The organism is Gemmatimonadaceae bacterium (assembly GCA_019637445.1).
GTDB lineage: Bacteria > Gemmatimonadota > Gemmatimonadetes > Gemmatimonadales > Gemmatimonadaceae > Pseudogemmatithrix.
The window spans coordinates 222,883-236,932 of the sequence record JAHBVS010000001.1 but is presented as its reverse complement, the minus strand read 5'-3'; the positions used below and the strand labels follow the sequence as shown (position 1 = coordinate 236,932).

Below are 14,050 nucleotides of genomic sequence, written 5' to 3'. Positions count from 1 at the left end.
GCGCGCCACTGGGGCGCGTTACTGGGGCGCGTTACTGACGCGTGGCGCGGAGCGTGGGCGTCAACGTGGCGGCGTTCGTGAGGCCGAGCCCGTCGACGAAGCCGACGTTGCGCACGAAGTCGACCGTGTAGCCGGCGATGCCGCTCGCGTAGACGCCCCAGTTGCCGCAGGGCACGTCGGTGAAGCTCGTGCGGCCGTCGGCACCCGTGCTCTCTGTGGCCATCTCGCCGCCGCCGTGGTAGAGCGTCACGGGCATCCCGACGACCGGCAGGTTGTCCTGATCGAGCACCTGCGGGCGAATCGTCCCGAGACAGCGCTGGACGACGAGGCGCGGCGTCGCAGGGACGTCCGCATCCACGGCGAGCCCATCGCGCACCACGGCGGGCGCGCCCGGCACGCCAAGGCTGCTCGGTGGCACGACCAGGACCCCGTACTGGCCAAAGGGAACGTCGGTGAATCGCGCCAAGCCCGCGAGGTCGGTTGCGATGTTCGCGAGCACGCCGCTGCTTCGATACAGCGTGACCGTAACGCCGGCGATTGGGACGTCGAGCTGGTCCACCACCGTTGCCTCGACGATTCCATTGCCGCGCCGCGCGAACACGAAGCGCAGCGTCGTATCGGATCCTGCGTCGACGTTGAGGCCATCCACCCGATTTCCAGGTGGGCCGCCAAGGAGCTCTGAGACCAACGCGTACTCGGGAGGGAGCCCCATCACCACGCCGTACTGGGCGCGCGGAACACGAGAGAACACCGCGTGACCCGCCGCATCCGTGATGGCGTAGCCCATCGGTCGGAAGCTGGTGTACAGCTCGACGCGCACGCCGGGCAGCGCCGCGCCGCTGCGCGAGACTGCCTCGACCCGCACCGTGCCGTAGAGGATTGGACGCGTCAGCAACTGCTCGCAGCCGAGGCTGCCGAGGCCGCCGAGCAGCAGGACGCCCAACGCGAGTCCCCTGACGCGCATCATACGGACGGCGCCCCAGCGGTCGTGGGTGCTTGTGCGGCGAGCTGCTGCGACGCGTCGCGTGGCGGCACGAGCAGCTGCGGCGCCAACCACGCGAGCGCGAGCATCACCCAAAAGAGCGGCTCACCCAACCCATTGTAGAAGCCGTTGTAGAGCGCGAGCCCGAGGAGCACGCCGCGCAGCGGACCCGCGCGGCGCAGGGGCAGGAGCACCAAGGCCAAGGCGACCAAGGCGGCGAAAATGCCGCTCTCCACCCACAGCGTGAGCCAGGTGGAGTGGAAGTTGCCGTACGGGTTGCCCGCGAAGAAGTCGGCGAGCACACGGAAGCTGGTGCCGACGCCGATACCCAGCAGCGTGGTCGTGACATCGCTGGTCGCAACGCTGACCGCGCGAGAAAAGAGGAACGCGTGCGCTTGCGACGAGCCTTCCTGCAGGCTGAAGCGCGCCGCCAGCGGCGCCGCCGACTCCGCGACGCTCTCGCGGATGTTCGGCTGCAACAAGACCGCCGCGAAGACGGCGACCGCCGCGAGCACGACTGCCGCGGCGCGTGGCCAGGCCGCGCGCGAGCGCTGCTCCATGAAGCGCGGAAGCAGCAAGACCACCGGGGCGGCCGCCAGGTAGACCGAGCGCGACAGCGAACCAAGCGCGAGGAAGAGGCCCAGCAGCACCCAGGCCAACTGCCCGCGCTTGGCCGGACGATCCAGCGCCACGAGCACGGCGTGCAGCAATGCCATCAATCCGCCGCGGTTCATGTCGCTCGCCGCGCCGCTGAGTCGCGGAATGACGCCGTACATCGATGGCTCGGCATTCACTGATGCCGCGCCGAAAACGAACTCGCCCGGCGCGGCGCCCAGCAGGGACAGCAACGCCAATGCATTGAAGACGACGGCGACCACCAGGCCCCATCGAGCGCCGCGGGCGAGGATGGCGAGCATATCGCTGCGGTCCGCCATTCCCCACACGGCCAGCGGAACTCCCACGGCCGTCGCGCCGAGCAGCGCGGCGCGGCCGAGCGACACGGCAACGTCGGCACTGCGCAGCACGCTCAGCGCCATCAACGCAAGCAGGCCGAGCACGAGGGCGATGAACGTCCACGCCTCGGCGCTGATCGCCGGCCATCGTCCGCCGCGAAGGCGCCGCCGCCACTCCGTGAACACCACGAGCGCGGTGAGCACCTGGAAGGGCAGCAGCAGGATCGGACCGCGACCGCCGAGCAGGTCAAGGCGGTCGGCGCCCAGTGAGGCGACCCAGAGCAGGATCAGCAGCGAGGACGACATCGCCTCAAGGATACCGTCGTGGGCGACTGCATCGCACCCCCGGCCCCACTTGTTCCGCTCCACACCCCCCGTTCTCTTTCGGCCGATGCCCACCCTACGACAGGCCGCGATGCGCGGCGGCGCCTACGTCGCCGCCCGCCAGGCCGCGACCCTGCTGATTGGCCTCGGCGGCACCATTGCGCTGACGCGGCTGCTGGGGCCAGGCGGGTACGGGCGATTCGCAGCGGCGCTGGCGCTGTTCGTGTACCTCTCGGGCGTCGCGCAGATGGGCATCAACGCCTGGCTCGTCCGGCGCAGCGGCGACGACATCCTGAGCGTGCACGCTACTGCGCGCGGCCTGTTGGGGATGGCGGGAGTCGGCGGATTCGGACTCGGGCTGTTACTCCTGCCGTTCGTCGAGCGATGGTTGGGCGGGGCAGGCGTGCGAGAGCTGGCCTTGGGCCTGTTGGCCGGCCTGCCGCTGCACTTGATGGCGATGGTTCCGTTGGCGGCGCTCGAGCGCGAACTGCGATATCGCGAGGTGGCGACGATCGAGCTGACGGGCATGCTCCTGATGTATGCCGTGAGCGTGCTGCTCGCCTGGCGCGGGGTGGGGCCGAAGGCGGTGGTCATCGGCTGGTGGTGCCAACAGGCCTGGATGCTGTGGCGCCTCCAGGCGCGCAGCCTGCTGCGCTTCGCGTTTGCCTTTGACCGCACGGTCGCGCGCGAGGCGCTCGGGTACGGGCTCAGCTATGCCTCGAGCATCTGGACCTGGCAGCTCAAGGATCTCGTGAATCCGCTCGTCGTAGGCCGCTGGCTCGGCGTGGACGGCGTGGCCATCGTGGCGCTGGCGATTCGCTTGGTTGAGGCGGCGAGCTTCGTGAAGGCTGCCGTGTGGCGGCTCGCCTTGCCGGGCTTGGCGAAGCTGCAGCACGACCGACAGCGGTTGGCCCTTGCCGTTCGCGATGGCATGCGGCTGCAGATCCTGCTGCTCGGTCCGACCCTGCTCGCACTCGCACTTGTCGGTCCTCGCGTGGTGGGTTGGCTCTTCGGACCGGAGTGGCTCGCGACCGGGCCCATTCTTCCGCTGGTGGCCGCGGGAGTGCTGGCGAACGCGATGTTCAACCTGCACTCGTCGGCGCTGTACGCCTTGGCGCTGAATATCCGCGTCACGGCCTTCCACGTGGCCTTTGTGGCGTTGTTCGCGAGCGTCGCGGTCGTGCTGGTGCCGCTCATTGGCGTGGCGGGCTACGGCCTCGCGGAGCTCGTCGCATTGCCGGCGTATCTCGTGGTCTGGCTCGGATTCCGCCACGCGATTCGCGCGGAGGCCGGAGCCACCGGCGCGCCACAGGGCGTCGAGATCATGTTCGGCTCGCTGATGGTGGTCGCGGTTGCAGGGAGTGCCTGGTCCGCGTGGTTCGCCGGCGTTGCGCTGCTGCCCCTGCTCATTGCGCCCGTGCGTCGCGGCCTTGCCCTCAGCATTGATCAGGCGCGCCAGGCGCTGCTGGCTCGGACGCCCGCGTGAACGCCCCGCGATCCACAGTCGCCATCGTCCTCAACTACTGCCGCGAGGACCTCACCGCCGAGTGCATCATCTCGCTCGAGCGCAGCACAGCCCGTCCGCGCGTGCTCATCGTGGACAACGCCTCCCCAGACGGCAGCGGCGAGCGGCTCCGCCAGCGATTCCCGGATCACGACTTCCTCCAAACCGGCGAGAACCTCGGCTACGCCGGTGGCAACGCCCGCGGCATCACGTGGGCACTGGAGCAAGGCGCCGAGCGCGTCTTCGTCGTGAACGACGACGCCGAGCTCAGCGCGCATTGTCTCGCCTTCCTGCACGACGCCCTGGACCGCGATGCGCAGGCCGCTGCCGCGTCTCCCACGATGCTGCACGCGACACCCGCGGGGCGCGTCTGGTGGGCGGGCGGCCGCTTCTCGCCAATGCGCGCCCTAGCGGTGCACGAACACGCCGGCGAGCAGATCGAGTCCGCGCCTTGGCGTGAGGATCCACCGCGCGCCGTGACCAGCCTCTGCGGTTGCGCGATGCTCATTCGCGGCGACGTGATCCGTGAAAGTGGAGGCTTCCGCGAGGACTTCTGGGCCTACGCCGAGGACGTGGAACTGTCGCTGCGCTATGTGCGGGCGGGATGGCGCCTGCTGCACGTGCCGCAGGCGCGGCTCGTGCACAAGGTGCCGGACCCTGAGCCGCCTCCGGCGGGCTGGAAGATCGCGTACCGCGACCGGAACCGGCGCCGCATCGCGGCACTGCATCTGCGCGGTTCGGAGCGCCTGGCGTTCTGGGCTTTCTTCCTGCCGTCGCGGCTGCTGCTGCTGGCGAAGTACGTGTTGACCTTCGATTTCGGTCGCGCCGCAGGAATCTGGCGGGGACTTACAGCAGGTCCCGGAACGCGAATCGGCGGACCCTAGGGCCCGCCGACGTCGGGTGCAGCACGCAAAAATGTGATGGGCGCGGAGGGACTCGAACCCCCGACCTCTGCTGTGTGAAAGCAGCGCTCTAACCAGCTGAGCTACGCGCCCGGGGAACGGGAAGGATAATCGGGTCGGGCGGGGAAGCGAAGGGCCGTCCTAGGACGGAGGCGATAGGACGAAGGTGAGATGGCACGCGTACCCACCTTCGCCACGAGTCCACCGACCTTCGTCCTTCAACCTCCGTCCTCAAAATGGGCCTAGCAGGATTCGAACCTGCGCACTTCGGATTATGAGTCCGCCGCTCTAACCGCTGAGCTATAGGCCCCGAGCTTAGGACGAAGGTAAGAGGTCGGAGGACAAAAGCGACTGCCGGGAGTCGGCTGTGACCTAGGCCACGCGGGGCACCTTGGCCTCCCACCTTCGACCTCCGTCTTCCGTCAGCGGCCCCGTCACCGAAAGGTGACCTGCTTCTCTTGACAGTCGTGTTGCCGAGGGGGACATTTCCCCTCAATCCCCGCCCTCGGTCCGCTGAGGTCGGGAGACGTGTATCCGCGCCTCTATTGCTGACCCCTCCAGTCGGAGATTCCCGATGCGTCATCGTCTGTCCGTTTCCCTCGTTGCGCTCGTCGCATCGCTGGCGCTGTCGGCTTCGGCCGAGGCCCAGGGCCGTGACGTGTATCTCCTGCCGGAGATCGCCGAGTCCCCGATGATGTCGATGGGGCGCGCCCAGCCGGGCGTCGCGGCCTCGTCGCCGGTCGGCTACGGCCCGAACAAGGGCGATGTGTTCGCCGGCTTGGGCTTCCAGAACTCCACCGCCTCGGGCGGTGACTCCGACGGCTCGCTGTCCATCGGCGCGGGCTTCATGAACTCGCAGGAACTGCTCGGCATCGAGGCCGTGCTGACCTCGCTCTCGACGGTGCGCTCGGGCTTCGGCTCGCGCATGGTCGGCAGCCTGAAGGCGCACAAGGCGATCAACAACTGGGGCCTTGGCCTCGGCGTCGAGGGCATCTACCTCAACGGCAACGAGTTCGACACGGACCCGTCCATCTACTTCGCCGCGACGACGGTGCGTCCGGTCCGCGAGGCCGAGACCTTCAACCAGGCCACGCTGAACTTCGGCCTCGGCACGGGTCGCTTCCAGTCGGCCGAGTCCTTCGCCGACGGCAAGTCGGGCGTCGGCGTCTTCGCCTCGGCGGCCATCCGCGTGAACTACTTCTCCTCGGCGATCCTCGACTACACGGGCGCGCAGCTCAACGCCGCGATGTCGTTCTCGCCTTTCGCGACGATGCCGATCGTGATCACGCCGTCGATCAACGACCTGACCGGTGCCGCAGGCAACGCTGGCCGTCTGGCCCTCGGTGCTGGCATCTCCTGGAAGTTCTAACTTGAGGCAATGACTATGACTTCCATCAAGAAGATCCTGGGCGCCGTGGCGCTCGTGGCCGTCAGCTCGACGGCCGTGCTGGCGCAGTCTGACTTTGGCTCGCCGATGGGTGCGGGTGCGGGGCTGGGTGGTTCGATTTCGCCGTATCTGCCGCTCCGCGGCGCCTCTGGCGGGGCGATTGCGACCACACCCGCCGTCAGCGCGCTGGCGAACGCGGGTTCGGGCGGCGCGACCGTTGAGAACCCGGCGGGTGGCACAGTGAACGTGCCCCAGGCAGTCGCGCAGGGTATCGCTGCGATGCTGGCCGGAGACGCGACTCCCGCACAGGTGGCTTCGGTGCAGGGTGCGCTTGGCGTCACGGGTCCTGCGGCGAGCAGCCTGATCAGTATGTTGCAGGGGATGGGTTCGGGCCGCAGCGGGGTAGCGCTGATTCGCGCCACGGCCGCGTACAACGCTGCCATCATGGCCGGATCCGGCACGCCAACGCCGGCGATGCTGGCCATCCGCTCGGCACTGGCCTCGATGGCCGGGTCCCGCTGATGCTGCGCCACGGGCTTCGCTCGCTGGCGCTCGGCGCCGCCGTGTTGGCGGCGCCGGCGCTGGTCCCGGCGCAGTCCGACTTCGGCTCGCCGACGGGCGCTGGTGGTGGCGTGACGGCTGCGCTGGCACCCTACGTGCCCTCGACCGGCCGTGGAAACGCCCTGAGCCCTTCGGGGTCGCAGGCCCTGGGCGGGGCGATTGTCAGCTTCGCCGGTGCCCCATCGGACGGCGTCTCGATCATCAACCCGGCTGGTGGTGTGCTCAACTTGCCGCAGTCGGCCGCGCAGGCGTTGGGCGCGGTGCTCGGCGGGCAGCCGACGGCCGCGCAGTCGGCCGCGCTGAACAGCGCACTGGGACCGGTACCCGCGGCGCAGGCCACGGCGCTCTCGAGCGCGCTCGCCGCCCTTGGCGGCGGCCCGAACGTGAGCACCGCCCGTGCTGCGGTCGCCGCGTACAACGCGGCGGTGCGGGGCCTTCCGGCGGGCGCCAATCCGCCGCCGGCTTTGCTGGCAGCGCGGTTCGCGATCGCGCAAGCAATCCGCTAGCAGCCACGGGTTCAGCACGTGAAGCGGGCGCGGCCAACTGGCCGCGCCCGCTTTGCCTTCATCGTTGGTCCCAAAGAAAGAAGACACAGAGGCACCGAGGTCGAGGCACCTATCGCGAACCCCTCTGTGTCTCTGTGCCTCTGTGGCAATCAGTTCGAGTTCTCAAGGCGATCCCGAAACCCTCCGCCGCACCCCAATCGAGAACGCCACCAAGTCACGCCCCTGCGCCGCCGTGACATTGGTGAGGTACCGCGCCTCGACCGTGACATCGCTGGTGAGAAACGCCATCCAGCGATACCCAACGCCCACGCCGAACCCAGTGAGATACGACTCCTGCGTATCGCAGAGCACGCGGCCATTGGAATCGAAGCGGCCCGACGAGCCACAAGCCGAGCGGAACGAGGCGATCGGCCCAAAGGTCGAGTGCAGCCCCGTGAGCGCCCCGTTTCTCACCTCCAGCCGCCCCATCAGCGCGAACTCGAAGCCGTTCTCCGACACCTGGAAGCGCACCGAGTCGTCGCGCTGGAACTGCATCTGGTTGTAGCCAAAATCCGCGCGCAGGCCGAAAAGCTCGTTCAGGTCACGGTCGTAGGTGACGCGCGCCTCGTAGCCGCGGCGGTCGCCCGACTGGGGAATCGCGGGGTCGCTCTTCGCCGAACGAACGCCGAGCGCCCAGCCGAGCTGAGCGCTGGCGGACGCAGGAAGGAGCAGCGCGCCGGCGAGCGCGCAGAGCAGGGATCCCCTAGTGACCATCGTAGGCAGCAAGGACTTCCTCCGGCGCCACGGTCGCAGCGCCGGCCTTGCCGACCTCCACGCCCGCGGCATAGTTGGCGATGATGGCGGCCTCGAGCGGCGAGGCGCCGACAGCAAGCATAGTCGCGAGATACGCGGTGACCGTGTCCCCGGCGCCGACCACGTCAAAGACCTCGCGCGCCGTCGTGGGAATGCGCTCCAGGGAGCCATCGCGCCCGAGCAGGGCCATGCCCTGTTCGCTCAAGGTGAGCAGCAGGTGTTGGGTGTCGAGGCGCTCGAGCACGTTGGGCAGCGCGGCGAGGTCGCCGAGCTCGACGGCCGCACCGAGTGCCGACTCCAACTCGCGGCGGTTCGGCTTGAAGATCGTCGAGCCCGCAAAGGCGAAGAAGTTGCGGAACTTGGGATCCACGACGATTGGCAGGTCACGCTCGCGCGCGGCGTCCATCGCGGCGCGGATGACGGACGGCACGAGCACGCCCTTGTTGTAGTCCTCGAGGACCAGCGCGTCCGCAGCCTCGAGCGCGCGCCGCACGGCGTCGAGCACGCGCGTGATTTCGTCACCCGAGAGATCGGCGTCCACTTCTTCGTCGAGGCGCACGACCTGCTGGCTGCGTGCGACGACGCGCGTCTTGGTGGTCGTGGGGCGGTCGCCATCGACAAGGCCACGCGACTCCGCGCCGCGCTCCGTGAGCATCTCGCGCAGCTGCGCACCGGCGCTGTCGCGGCCGACCACCGAGACCAACTCGCAGCGCGCGCCGATGGCCAAGACGTTCTGCGCCACGTTGGCGGCGCCGCCCAACGCGTACTTGCGGTCGCGCACGCGGACGATCGGCACCGGCGCCTCGGGGCTGATGCGCTCGACGTCGCCCCGCAGGTAGAGGTCGAGCATCGCGTCGCCGAGCACGGCGATGCGCGGGCGGCGGGTCTCGACGAGGTCGAGCAACTGCTGGAGGCGTTCGCGCGCGAGCTTGGCCTTGGGCATCGGGGAAAGGTGGCCAGTGTGCCGCGTTGCAGGGAAGGGGCACAGCGCCTGCAGGCCCGCGCCGCGCAGCGGCTGCTCGCCCACACGTCGGTCGTCCGCATTGTCGTGGCCGCGCCGTAGCTTTCCCGCGTGACTTCGCGCCCGCGCATCCTGCCCGCCGTGCTGCTCGCGGCCATCCTCGGCATCAGCATCTCGGGACCGCTGGCGCGATTGGCGCAGGCGGAGCCCCTGGCGATCGCCGTGTGGCGGCTGGCCCTGGCGCTCGCGGTGATCGCCATCGCCTTGCTCGTGACCGGCGAATGGCGCGAGTGGCGGCAGCTGTCGCGCCGCGACCTCGCCGTGGCCGCCGGCGCCGGCGTGCTGCTCGCGTTGCACTTCTGGAGCTGGATCGCCTCGCTGGGGATGACCAGCGTGGCGGCCAGCGTGTTGTTGGTGAACCTGCATCCGGTCGTGATTGTCGCCGGTTCGGCGCTCTGGCTGCGCGAGCGGCCGACCCGCGTGCAGGTGCTGGGTCTTGGGCTCAGCCTCGCCGGCGCGGCCGTCATCGGCCTTGGCGATGCAATGAGGGGCAGTGCAGGTGGGCCTGCCGGCTCGGCTGCATTGGGCAACGCGCTGGCCCTGCTGGGAGCGATCACCGTGGGGCTGTACTACCTCGCCGGCCGTTCGCTGCGGCAGCGGCTCTCGCTGTGGCCGTATGTCGGGCTCGTCTATGGGACCTGTCTCCTCGCGCTGCTGGTCTTCGCGGCGGCGACCGGAACACATCTCTGGCCCTTCGCGCAGCGCGAGTGGCTGCTGTTCGCTGGCATCGCACTGGGGCCGATGCTGCTGGGACACACCGGCTTCAACTGGAGTCTGCGCCACGTCCCGGCCTATGTGGTGAGTCTCGCGGTGCTGGCCGAGCCCGTGGGCGCGGCGCTGCTGGCGTATCTGCTGCCCGGCATTGGCGAGACCCCCGCCGCGCACGTGCTGGCGGGCGGCGCGGTGGTCCTGGCTGGCCTCGTGCTCGGCGTGCGCGGCGAAGGCTAGATTCCGCTCGCGATGACCCGATTGCAGCCCCCCGAGAGCGTGAAGGAGATCACCCGCACGCTGGAACGTGCCGGCCACGAGGCCTGGTGCGTGGGTGGTGCCGTGCGCGACGCGCTGCTCGGCATCGAAACGCTGGACTGGGACCTCGCCACCAGTGCGCGGCCGGAGCAGGTGCAGAAGCTCTTCCGTCGCACGATTCCGGTCGGCCTCCTGTTCGGCACCGTCGGTGTGCTCGACCGCGAGGGCGTGCTGCACGAGGTGACCACGTTCCGGCACGACGTCGAGACGGACGGTCGCCACGCCGTGGTGAAGTTCGGCGCCTCGCTGGACGAGGACTTGGCGCGCCGGGACTTCACGATCAACGCGATCGCGGTGCACGCCGAGCGCTTGGAGATCCGCGATCCGTTTGATGGGCGCGCGGACCTGGGCGCCAAGCTGTTGCGCTGCGTGGGCGAGCCCGCCGAGCGCATGCGCGAGGATCGGCTGCGCGCACTGCGGGCGTTGCGGTTCGCCGGCCGCTTCGACTTCGCGATCGAGCCCGCGACCTGGGCGGCGATCGAAGGGAGCGCGCCGCATCTCGGCCGGCTGTCGATGGAGCGCGTGAAGCAGGAGCTCGAGAAGGTGATGGACCAGGTGGCGCGCCCCGCGGCGACGATGGAGCGCTATCGCGACGCGGGCATCCTGCGCGCGCTCGTGCCGTTGATTGCCGACGCGCCGCGGGCGCGTTTCGCGGCGCTGGATCACCTGGCACGGCCGGGGTTGACGCGACGTCCCGATCGGCGGATGCTGCGGTTGGCCGCGCTCTTCGTGGAGCCCGGCGCCGCGCCCGCGCACGAGCTGGAGCGCACGCTGAAGGCGCTCAAGTTCTCGAACGTGGAACTGCGCGCGACGCTGACGCTGGCGGAGGCGGCAGGCGCCGTCACGTTCGAGTCGCTGCGGCGTCTGGCGCGTGCGGCAACTGTCGATCTTCCCAACGCCACCGCAACGCAGCCCGAGGCCGTCGAACTGCGACGCCTGATTTCGCGCGTCGGGCGCCTGATGGTGCCCGGGCTCACGCGCCTGCTCTGGGCGCGGGCCAAGGCGGAGGGCGTCACGGCCGCCGAGGGGGCGGCGGGCGTCGCCCTGTATCGCCGCGCACTGCGCTCGGCGTTCCGCGACCCGTTGACGATCGGCGACCTCGCCGTTGACGGCGACGACCTGCGCAGCGCTGGTGTCGCGCCTGGCCCCGCGATGGGCAAGGCGTTGGCGCGACTCCTCGACTTCGTGCTTGCGGATCCGTCGCGCAACACGCGCGAGGCGCTGTTGGCCGAGGTCGCGCGTGGCGGCTGAGCGCGAAGCGCCCGACCCGCGCGCGCTGCTGGTCGACTCCCGCGCTCCGTTCGGCTCGGGGCTCGGTCGCTACATGCGCGAGTTGGTGCGCGCCCTGCTCGATCGCGACGACTTCCGTGAAATCGTGCTTGCCGGCGACGCCGAGGCCTTGGAGCCATTCCTCGCCACGCTTAAGCGAAGGCCGCGCGTGGTCCCGCTCCCGCACGCGCGCTACGCTTGGCAGGTGCCGCTGCAATGGGACGCGGTGCGTCAGGCCGTTGGCGTGCCGCACGTCACTTGGTTCCCGCACTGGGACGGCGCGTGGTCCGCTACACCCTGCGCGACCACGCTGCACGACCTCATCGCGTTTGAAGGGCAGGGACCAAAGGCCGCGGCACGTCGCGCCGTGGCGCGCACGTGGATGGGGCGAATGATCGCCGCGAGCGGCGCGCTGCTCACGGGCTCCGAAGGCTCCGCCGCACGCATTCGCGAGGAGTTCACGGATGCCGCGGCGAAGCTGCACGTCGTGCCGCACGGCGTCGCCGAGGTATTCTTGGCGCGCGGACACCGTGGTGGGCCGATGCGCGCGATTCCCGAGGCGCGCACGGCGTTGGCCCTGCCTGCCGGCGCCCGCTACTTGCTCACGGTCGCGAACAAGAAGCCACACAAACGACTGGAAACCGCGATTCAGGCATTCGCATCGCTCGCGGCACAGGATCCGCAACTGCACCTGGTGATGGTCGGCGAGCGTTTCCCTCACCTGAAGACGCTGCGCGCGCTGGCCCTGCTGCTTGGCGTGGCGGACCGCGTGCACGACGTTGCCGGCGTGACCGACGAGGCCTTGGCGGACATCTACGCCGGCGCCGAGGCGCTGCTGATCGGGAGTCGCGAGGAAGGCTTTGGGATGGTTGCACTCGAGGCGATGGCCTGCGGCACGCCGGTGGTGACGGTGGACAGCGCGCCACTGCCCGAGGTTGTCGGTGACGCCGGCATCGTGGTGCCATTCGACGACGCCCGGGCGATGGAGAACGCTGTCGCCTCGCTAACCAACGACACGGGCGCGCGCGCCGTGCGCGTGCGGCGGGGCCTCGAGCGCGCTGCGACCTTCACCTGGGCCAACGCCGCGGCGCGCACGGCGGCATTGCTGCGCGCGCTGCGCTAGCTTCCCCAGCGTATGCACGCCCTCAGTCTCGACGTCGAAGTCACGCGCGGCGATGTCGTCGAATCGCGGCATCGCGTACACGCCGCCGTCATCGGCGCGGACGATGTGCTCATCGCCGCCGCGCGCGATTCCGCGGTCGTTACGATGTGGCGCTCCTGCGCCAAGCCCTTCCAGGTGCTGCCGTTCCTCGCCGACGGTGGCTTCGACAAGTGCGGCTGGGACTCCGAGGCCTTGGCGCTCTCGTGCGCGTCGCACGGCGGGGAACCGGAGCACGTCGCGGTGGCGCAGCGGATGCTGTCGTCACTCGGGCTCGAGGAGGGCGATCTGGCCTGCGGCCCGCACGAGCCGTTGTCGCCGCGCGGGTCGCGGCTGTTGCGCGAATCCGGTGCGCCGCCCACACGACTGCACAACAACTGCTCCGGCAAGCACTCCGCGATGCTCGCCCGCGCCAAGCACGCCGGCTGGGCGACGAAAGGCTACGAGCACGTCGATCATCCCGTGCAGCGCGGCTGCCTCGGCGAGGTCTCGGCCTGGTCCGGCGTCCCGCTCGATGACATGCCGGTCGCGGTGGATGGCTGCGGCGTCACCGTGATGGCGTTGCCGCTGGACCGGATGGCGCTCGCCTACGCACGCTGGGGACGCGCCGTGCACTCGGGCGATGAGCTGCCCGCGCGCACGGCGGCGGCCATTCGTCAGCATCCCGTGCTCTTCGGCGGCACGGACCGCTTCGACACCGTGCTGATAGAGGAGACGGAGGGCGCGGTGCTGGCCAAGGTGGGCGCCGAAGGCGTGCACTGCGTGGCGGTGCCGGCGCTCGGCGTGGGCTTGGCCATCAAGGTCGAGGATGGGGCGATCCGTGCGCAGCACGTCGCGGTACTGCACGCGCTGCAACAGCTGAGCGTACTGCCCGCCGAGCTGCCGCCGCGGCTCGCGGAGTTCGTCGCGCGCCCGCTGCGCAACACGCGTGGGGAGCAGGTGGGCGAAGTGCGTGGGGCGCTGAGCGCGTGAGCGGCGGCCAGGCTGGCGCAGCCTCGCCGCTGACGGCCGAAGTCGTCGCGCTGACGCGGCTCTCGGCGCGCATCGCCGCAGGCTCGGAGGCGGACGTGCGCGCGGCCTGCCAGGACGCGCTGGACGCTGCCACGCCGACCCCTTGGGTGGAGGAGGCCATCCTCCAGGCCTATCTGTTCGCGGGCTTCCCGCGCGCGCTCAACGCGTCACGCGAATGGCGAAAGGTCAGCGGCATCGCTGCGCCGGCCCACGAGGACCTGCCGGCGCCCGACCTGCATCGCTGGCGCCTGCAGGGCGAGCAGACCTGCGAGACGGTCTACGGAAAGTTCTATACGAAGCTGCGCGAGAACATCCGGCACCTGCACCCGGCGCTGGACGAGTGGATGATCGTCGAGGGCTACGGCAAGATCCTCTCCCGTCCGGGCTTGGAGCTGCGCCTGCGCGAGCTCTGTATCGTGGCGGCCTGCGTGGCGACCGGGCAGGACCGGCAGCTGCACTCGCACCTGCACGGCGCGCTCAACGCCGGAGCGGCGGCGGCCGAGGTGACGGCGACGCTGGATGCCTTGGAGGGCGTGGTTGAGGGTGAGGCGCTGCAGCGCGCGCGACTGCTGCTGGCGCGGGTGCTCGGGAAGTAACGGCTGACGCCGGCAAGACGCGGATGGGGCCCAACCCCCTGAGCCATTAGATTCCGC

14 protein-coding genes and 2 tRNA genes are annotated in these 14,050 nt (G+C 70.1%); 10 read left to right on the top strand and 6 right to left on the bottom strand.

The window, feature by feature from the left end:
• Nucleotides 1–31: 31 nt before the first annotated feature.
• Complete coding sequence (locus tag KF709_01135; GenBank protein ID MBX3172991.1) at nt 32–964, bottom strand: hypothetical protein; 933 nt, start codon at nt 962–964, stop codon at nt 32–34.
• Nucleotides 964–2,241, bottom strand: coding sequence for an O-antigen ligase family protein (locus KF709_01130; GenBank protein ID MBX3172990.1), 1,278 nt, complete (start codon nt 2,239–2,241; stop codon nt 964–966). Before KF709_01130 ends, KF709_01135 begins: the two co-directional genes overlap by 1 nt.
• 85 nt (nt 2,242–2,326) lie before the next feature.
• On the opposite strand from KF709_01130, the gene KF709_01125 reads away from it, so the two are divergent.
• Entirely contained in the window at nt 2,327–3,745 is a 1,419-nt protein-coding gene (locus KF709_01125) for an oligosaccharide flippase family protein (GenBank protein MBX3172989.1), read from the top strand.
• The gene (locus KF709_01120; protein MBX3172988.1) at nt 3,742–4,647 is read left to right on the top strand and encodes a glycosyltransferase family 2 protein; all 906 of its coding nucleotides are present in this window, start codon (nt 3,742–3,744) and stop codon (nt 4,645–4,647) included. Before KF709_01125 ends, KF709_01120 begins: the two co-directional genes overlap by 4 nt.
• Before the next feature lie 37 nt (nt 4,648–4,684).
• Here the strand turns inward: KF709_01120 and KF709_01115 are convergent.
• Both KF709_01115 and KF709_01110 read right to left on the bottom strand, forming a co-directional pair.
• Nucleotides 4,685–4,758, bottom strand: a tRNA-Val gene (locus KF709_01115).
• Between the two features lie 144 nt (nt 4,759–4,902).
• Nucleotides 4,903–4,975: transfer RNA gene (locus KF709_01110), tRNA-Ile, on the bottom strand.
• Between the two features lie 264 nt (nt 4,976–5,239).
• On the opposite strand from KF709_01110, the gene KF709_01105 reads away from it, so the two are divergent.
• From KF709_01105 to KF709_01095, 3 genes are read left to right on the top strand one after another with little or no spacing between them, the layout of a single operon-like run.
• Nucleotides 5,240–6,034, top strand: coding sequence for a hypothetical protein (locus KF709_01105; protein MBX3172987.1), 795 nt, complete (start codon nt 5,240–5,242; stop codon nt 6,032–6,034).
• A 9-nt stretch (nt 6,035–6,043) separates the two neighbouring features.
• On the top strand, nt 6,044–6,574 hold the full coding sequence (locus KF709_01100; protein ID MBX3172986.1) for a hypothetical protein: 531 nt from the start codon (nt 6,044–6,046) through the stop codon (nt 6,572–6,574).
• Complete coding sequence (locus KF709_01095; protein ID MBX3172985.1) at nt 6,574–7,119, top strand: hypothetical protein; 546 nt, start codon at nt 6,574–6,576, stop codon at nt 7,117–7,119. Before KF709_01100 ends, KF709_01095 begins: the two co-directional genes overlap by 1 nt.
• Nucleotides 7,120–7,281: 162 nt before the next feature.
• On the opposite strand, the gene KF709_01090 is transcribed toward KF709_01095, so the two are convergent.
• Nucleotides 7,282–7,872: an outer membrane beta-barrel protein gene (locus KF709_01090; GenBank protein ID MBX3172984.1), complete on the bottom strand. Its 591-nt coding sequence runs from the start codon at nt 7,870–7,872 to the stop codon at nt 7,282–7,284.
• Complete coding sequence (locus tag KF709_01085; protein ID MBX3172983.1) at nt 7,862–8,854, bottom strand: D-glycero-beta-D-manno-heptose-7-phosphate kinase; 993 nt, start codon at nt 8,852–8,854, stop codon at nt 7,862–7,864. The genes KF709_01090 and KF709_01085 overlap by 11 nt, the downstream gene beginning before the upstream one ends.
• Nucleotides 8,855–8,983: 129 nt before the next feature.
• Here KF709_01085 and KF709_01080 point away from each other — a divergent pair, with 129 nt between their 5' ends.
• From KF709_01080 to KF709_01060, 5 genes are read left to right on the top strand one after another with little or no spacing between them, the layout of a single operon-like run.
• Nucleotides 8,984–9,880 carry a DMT family transporter gene (locus KF709_01080; protein ID MBX3172982.1) on the top strand — a complete coding sequence of 299 codons (897 nt, stop codon included), beginning with the start codon at nt 8,984–8,986 and terminating at the stop codon, nt 9,878–9,880.
• Between the two features lie 12 nt (nt 9,881–9,892).
• Nucleotides 9,893–11,209 (top strand): hypothetical protein, encoded by a 1,317-nt coding sequence (locus tag KF709_01075; GenBank protein ID MBX3172981.1) that lies wholly within the window; start codon nt 9,893–9,895, stop codon nt 11,207–11,209.
• The gene (locus KF709_01070; protein MBX3172980.1) at nt 11,199–12,350 is read left to right on the top strand and encodes a glycosyltransferase family 4 protein; all 1,152 of its coding nucleotides are present in this window, start codon (nt 11,199–11,201) and stop codon (nt 12,348–12,350) included. Before KF709_01075 ends, KF709_01070 begins: the two co-directional genes overlap by 11 nt.
• Before the next feature lie 12 nt (nt 12,351–12,362).
• Nucleotides 12,363–13,358 (top strand): asparaginase, encoded by a 996-nt coding sequence (locus tag KF709_01065; GenBank protein MBX3172979.1) that lies wholly within the window; start codon nt 12,363–12,365, stop codon nt 13,356–13,358.
• The gene (locus KF709_01060) at nt 13,355–13,993 is read left to right on the top strand and encodes a carboxymuconolactone decarboxylase family protein (protein ID MBX3172978.1); all 639 of its coding nucleotides are present in this window, start codon (nt 13,355–13,357) and stop codon (nt 13,991–13,993) included. Before KF709_01065 ends, KF709_01060 begins: the two co-directional genes overlap by 4 nt.
• Nucleotides 13,994–14,050 lie beyond the last annotated feature (57 nt).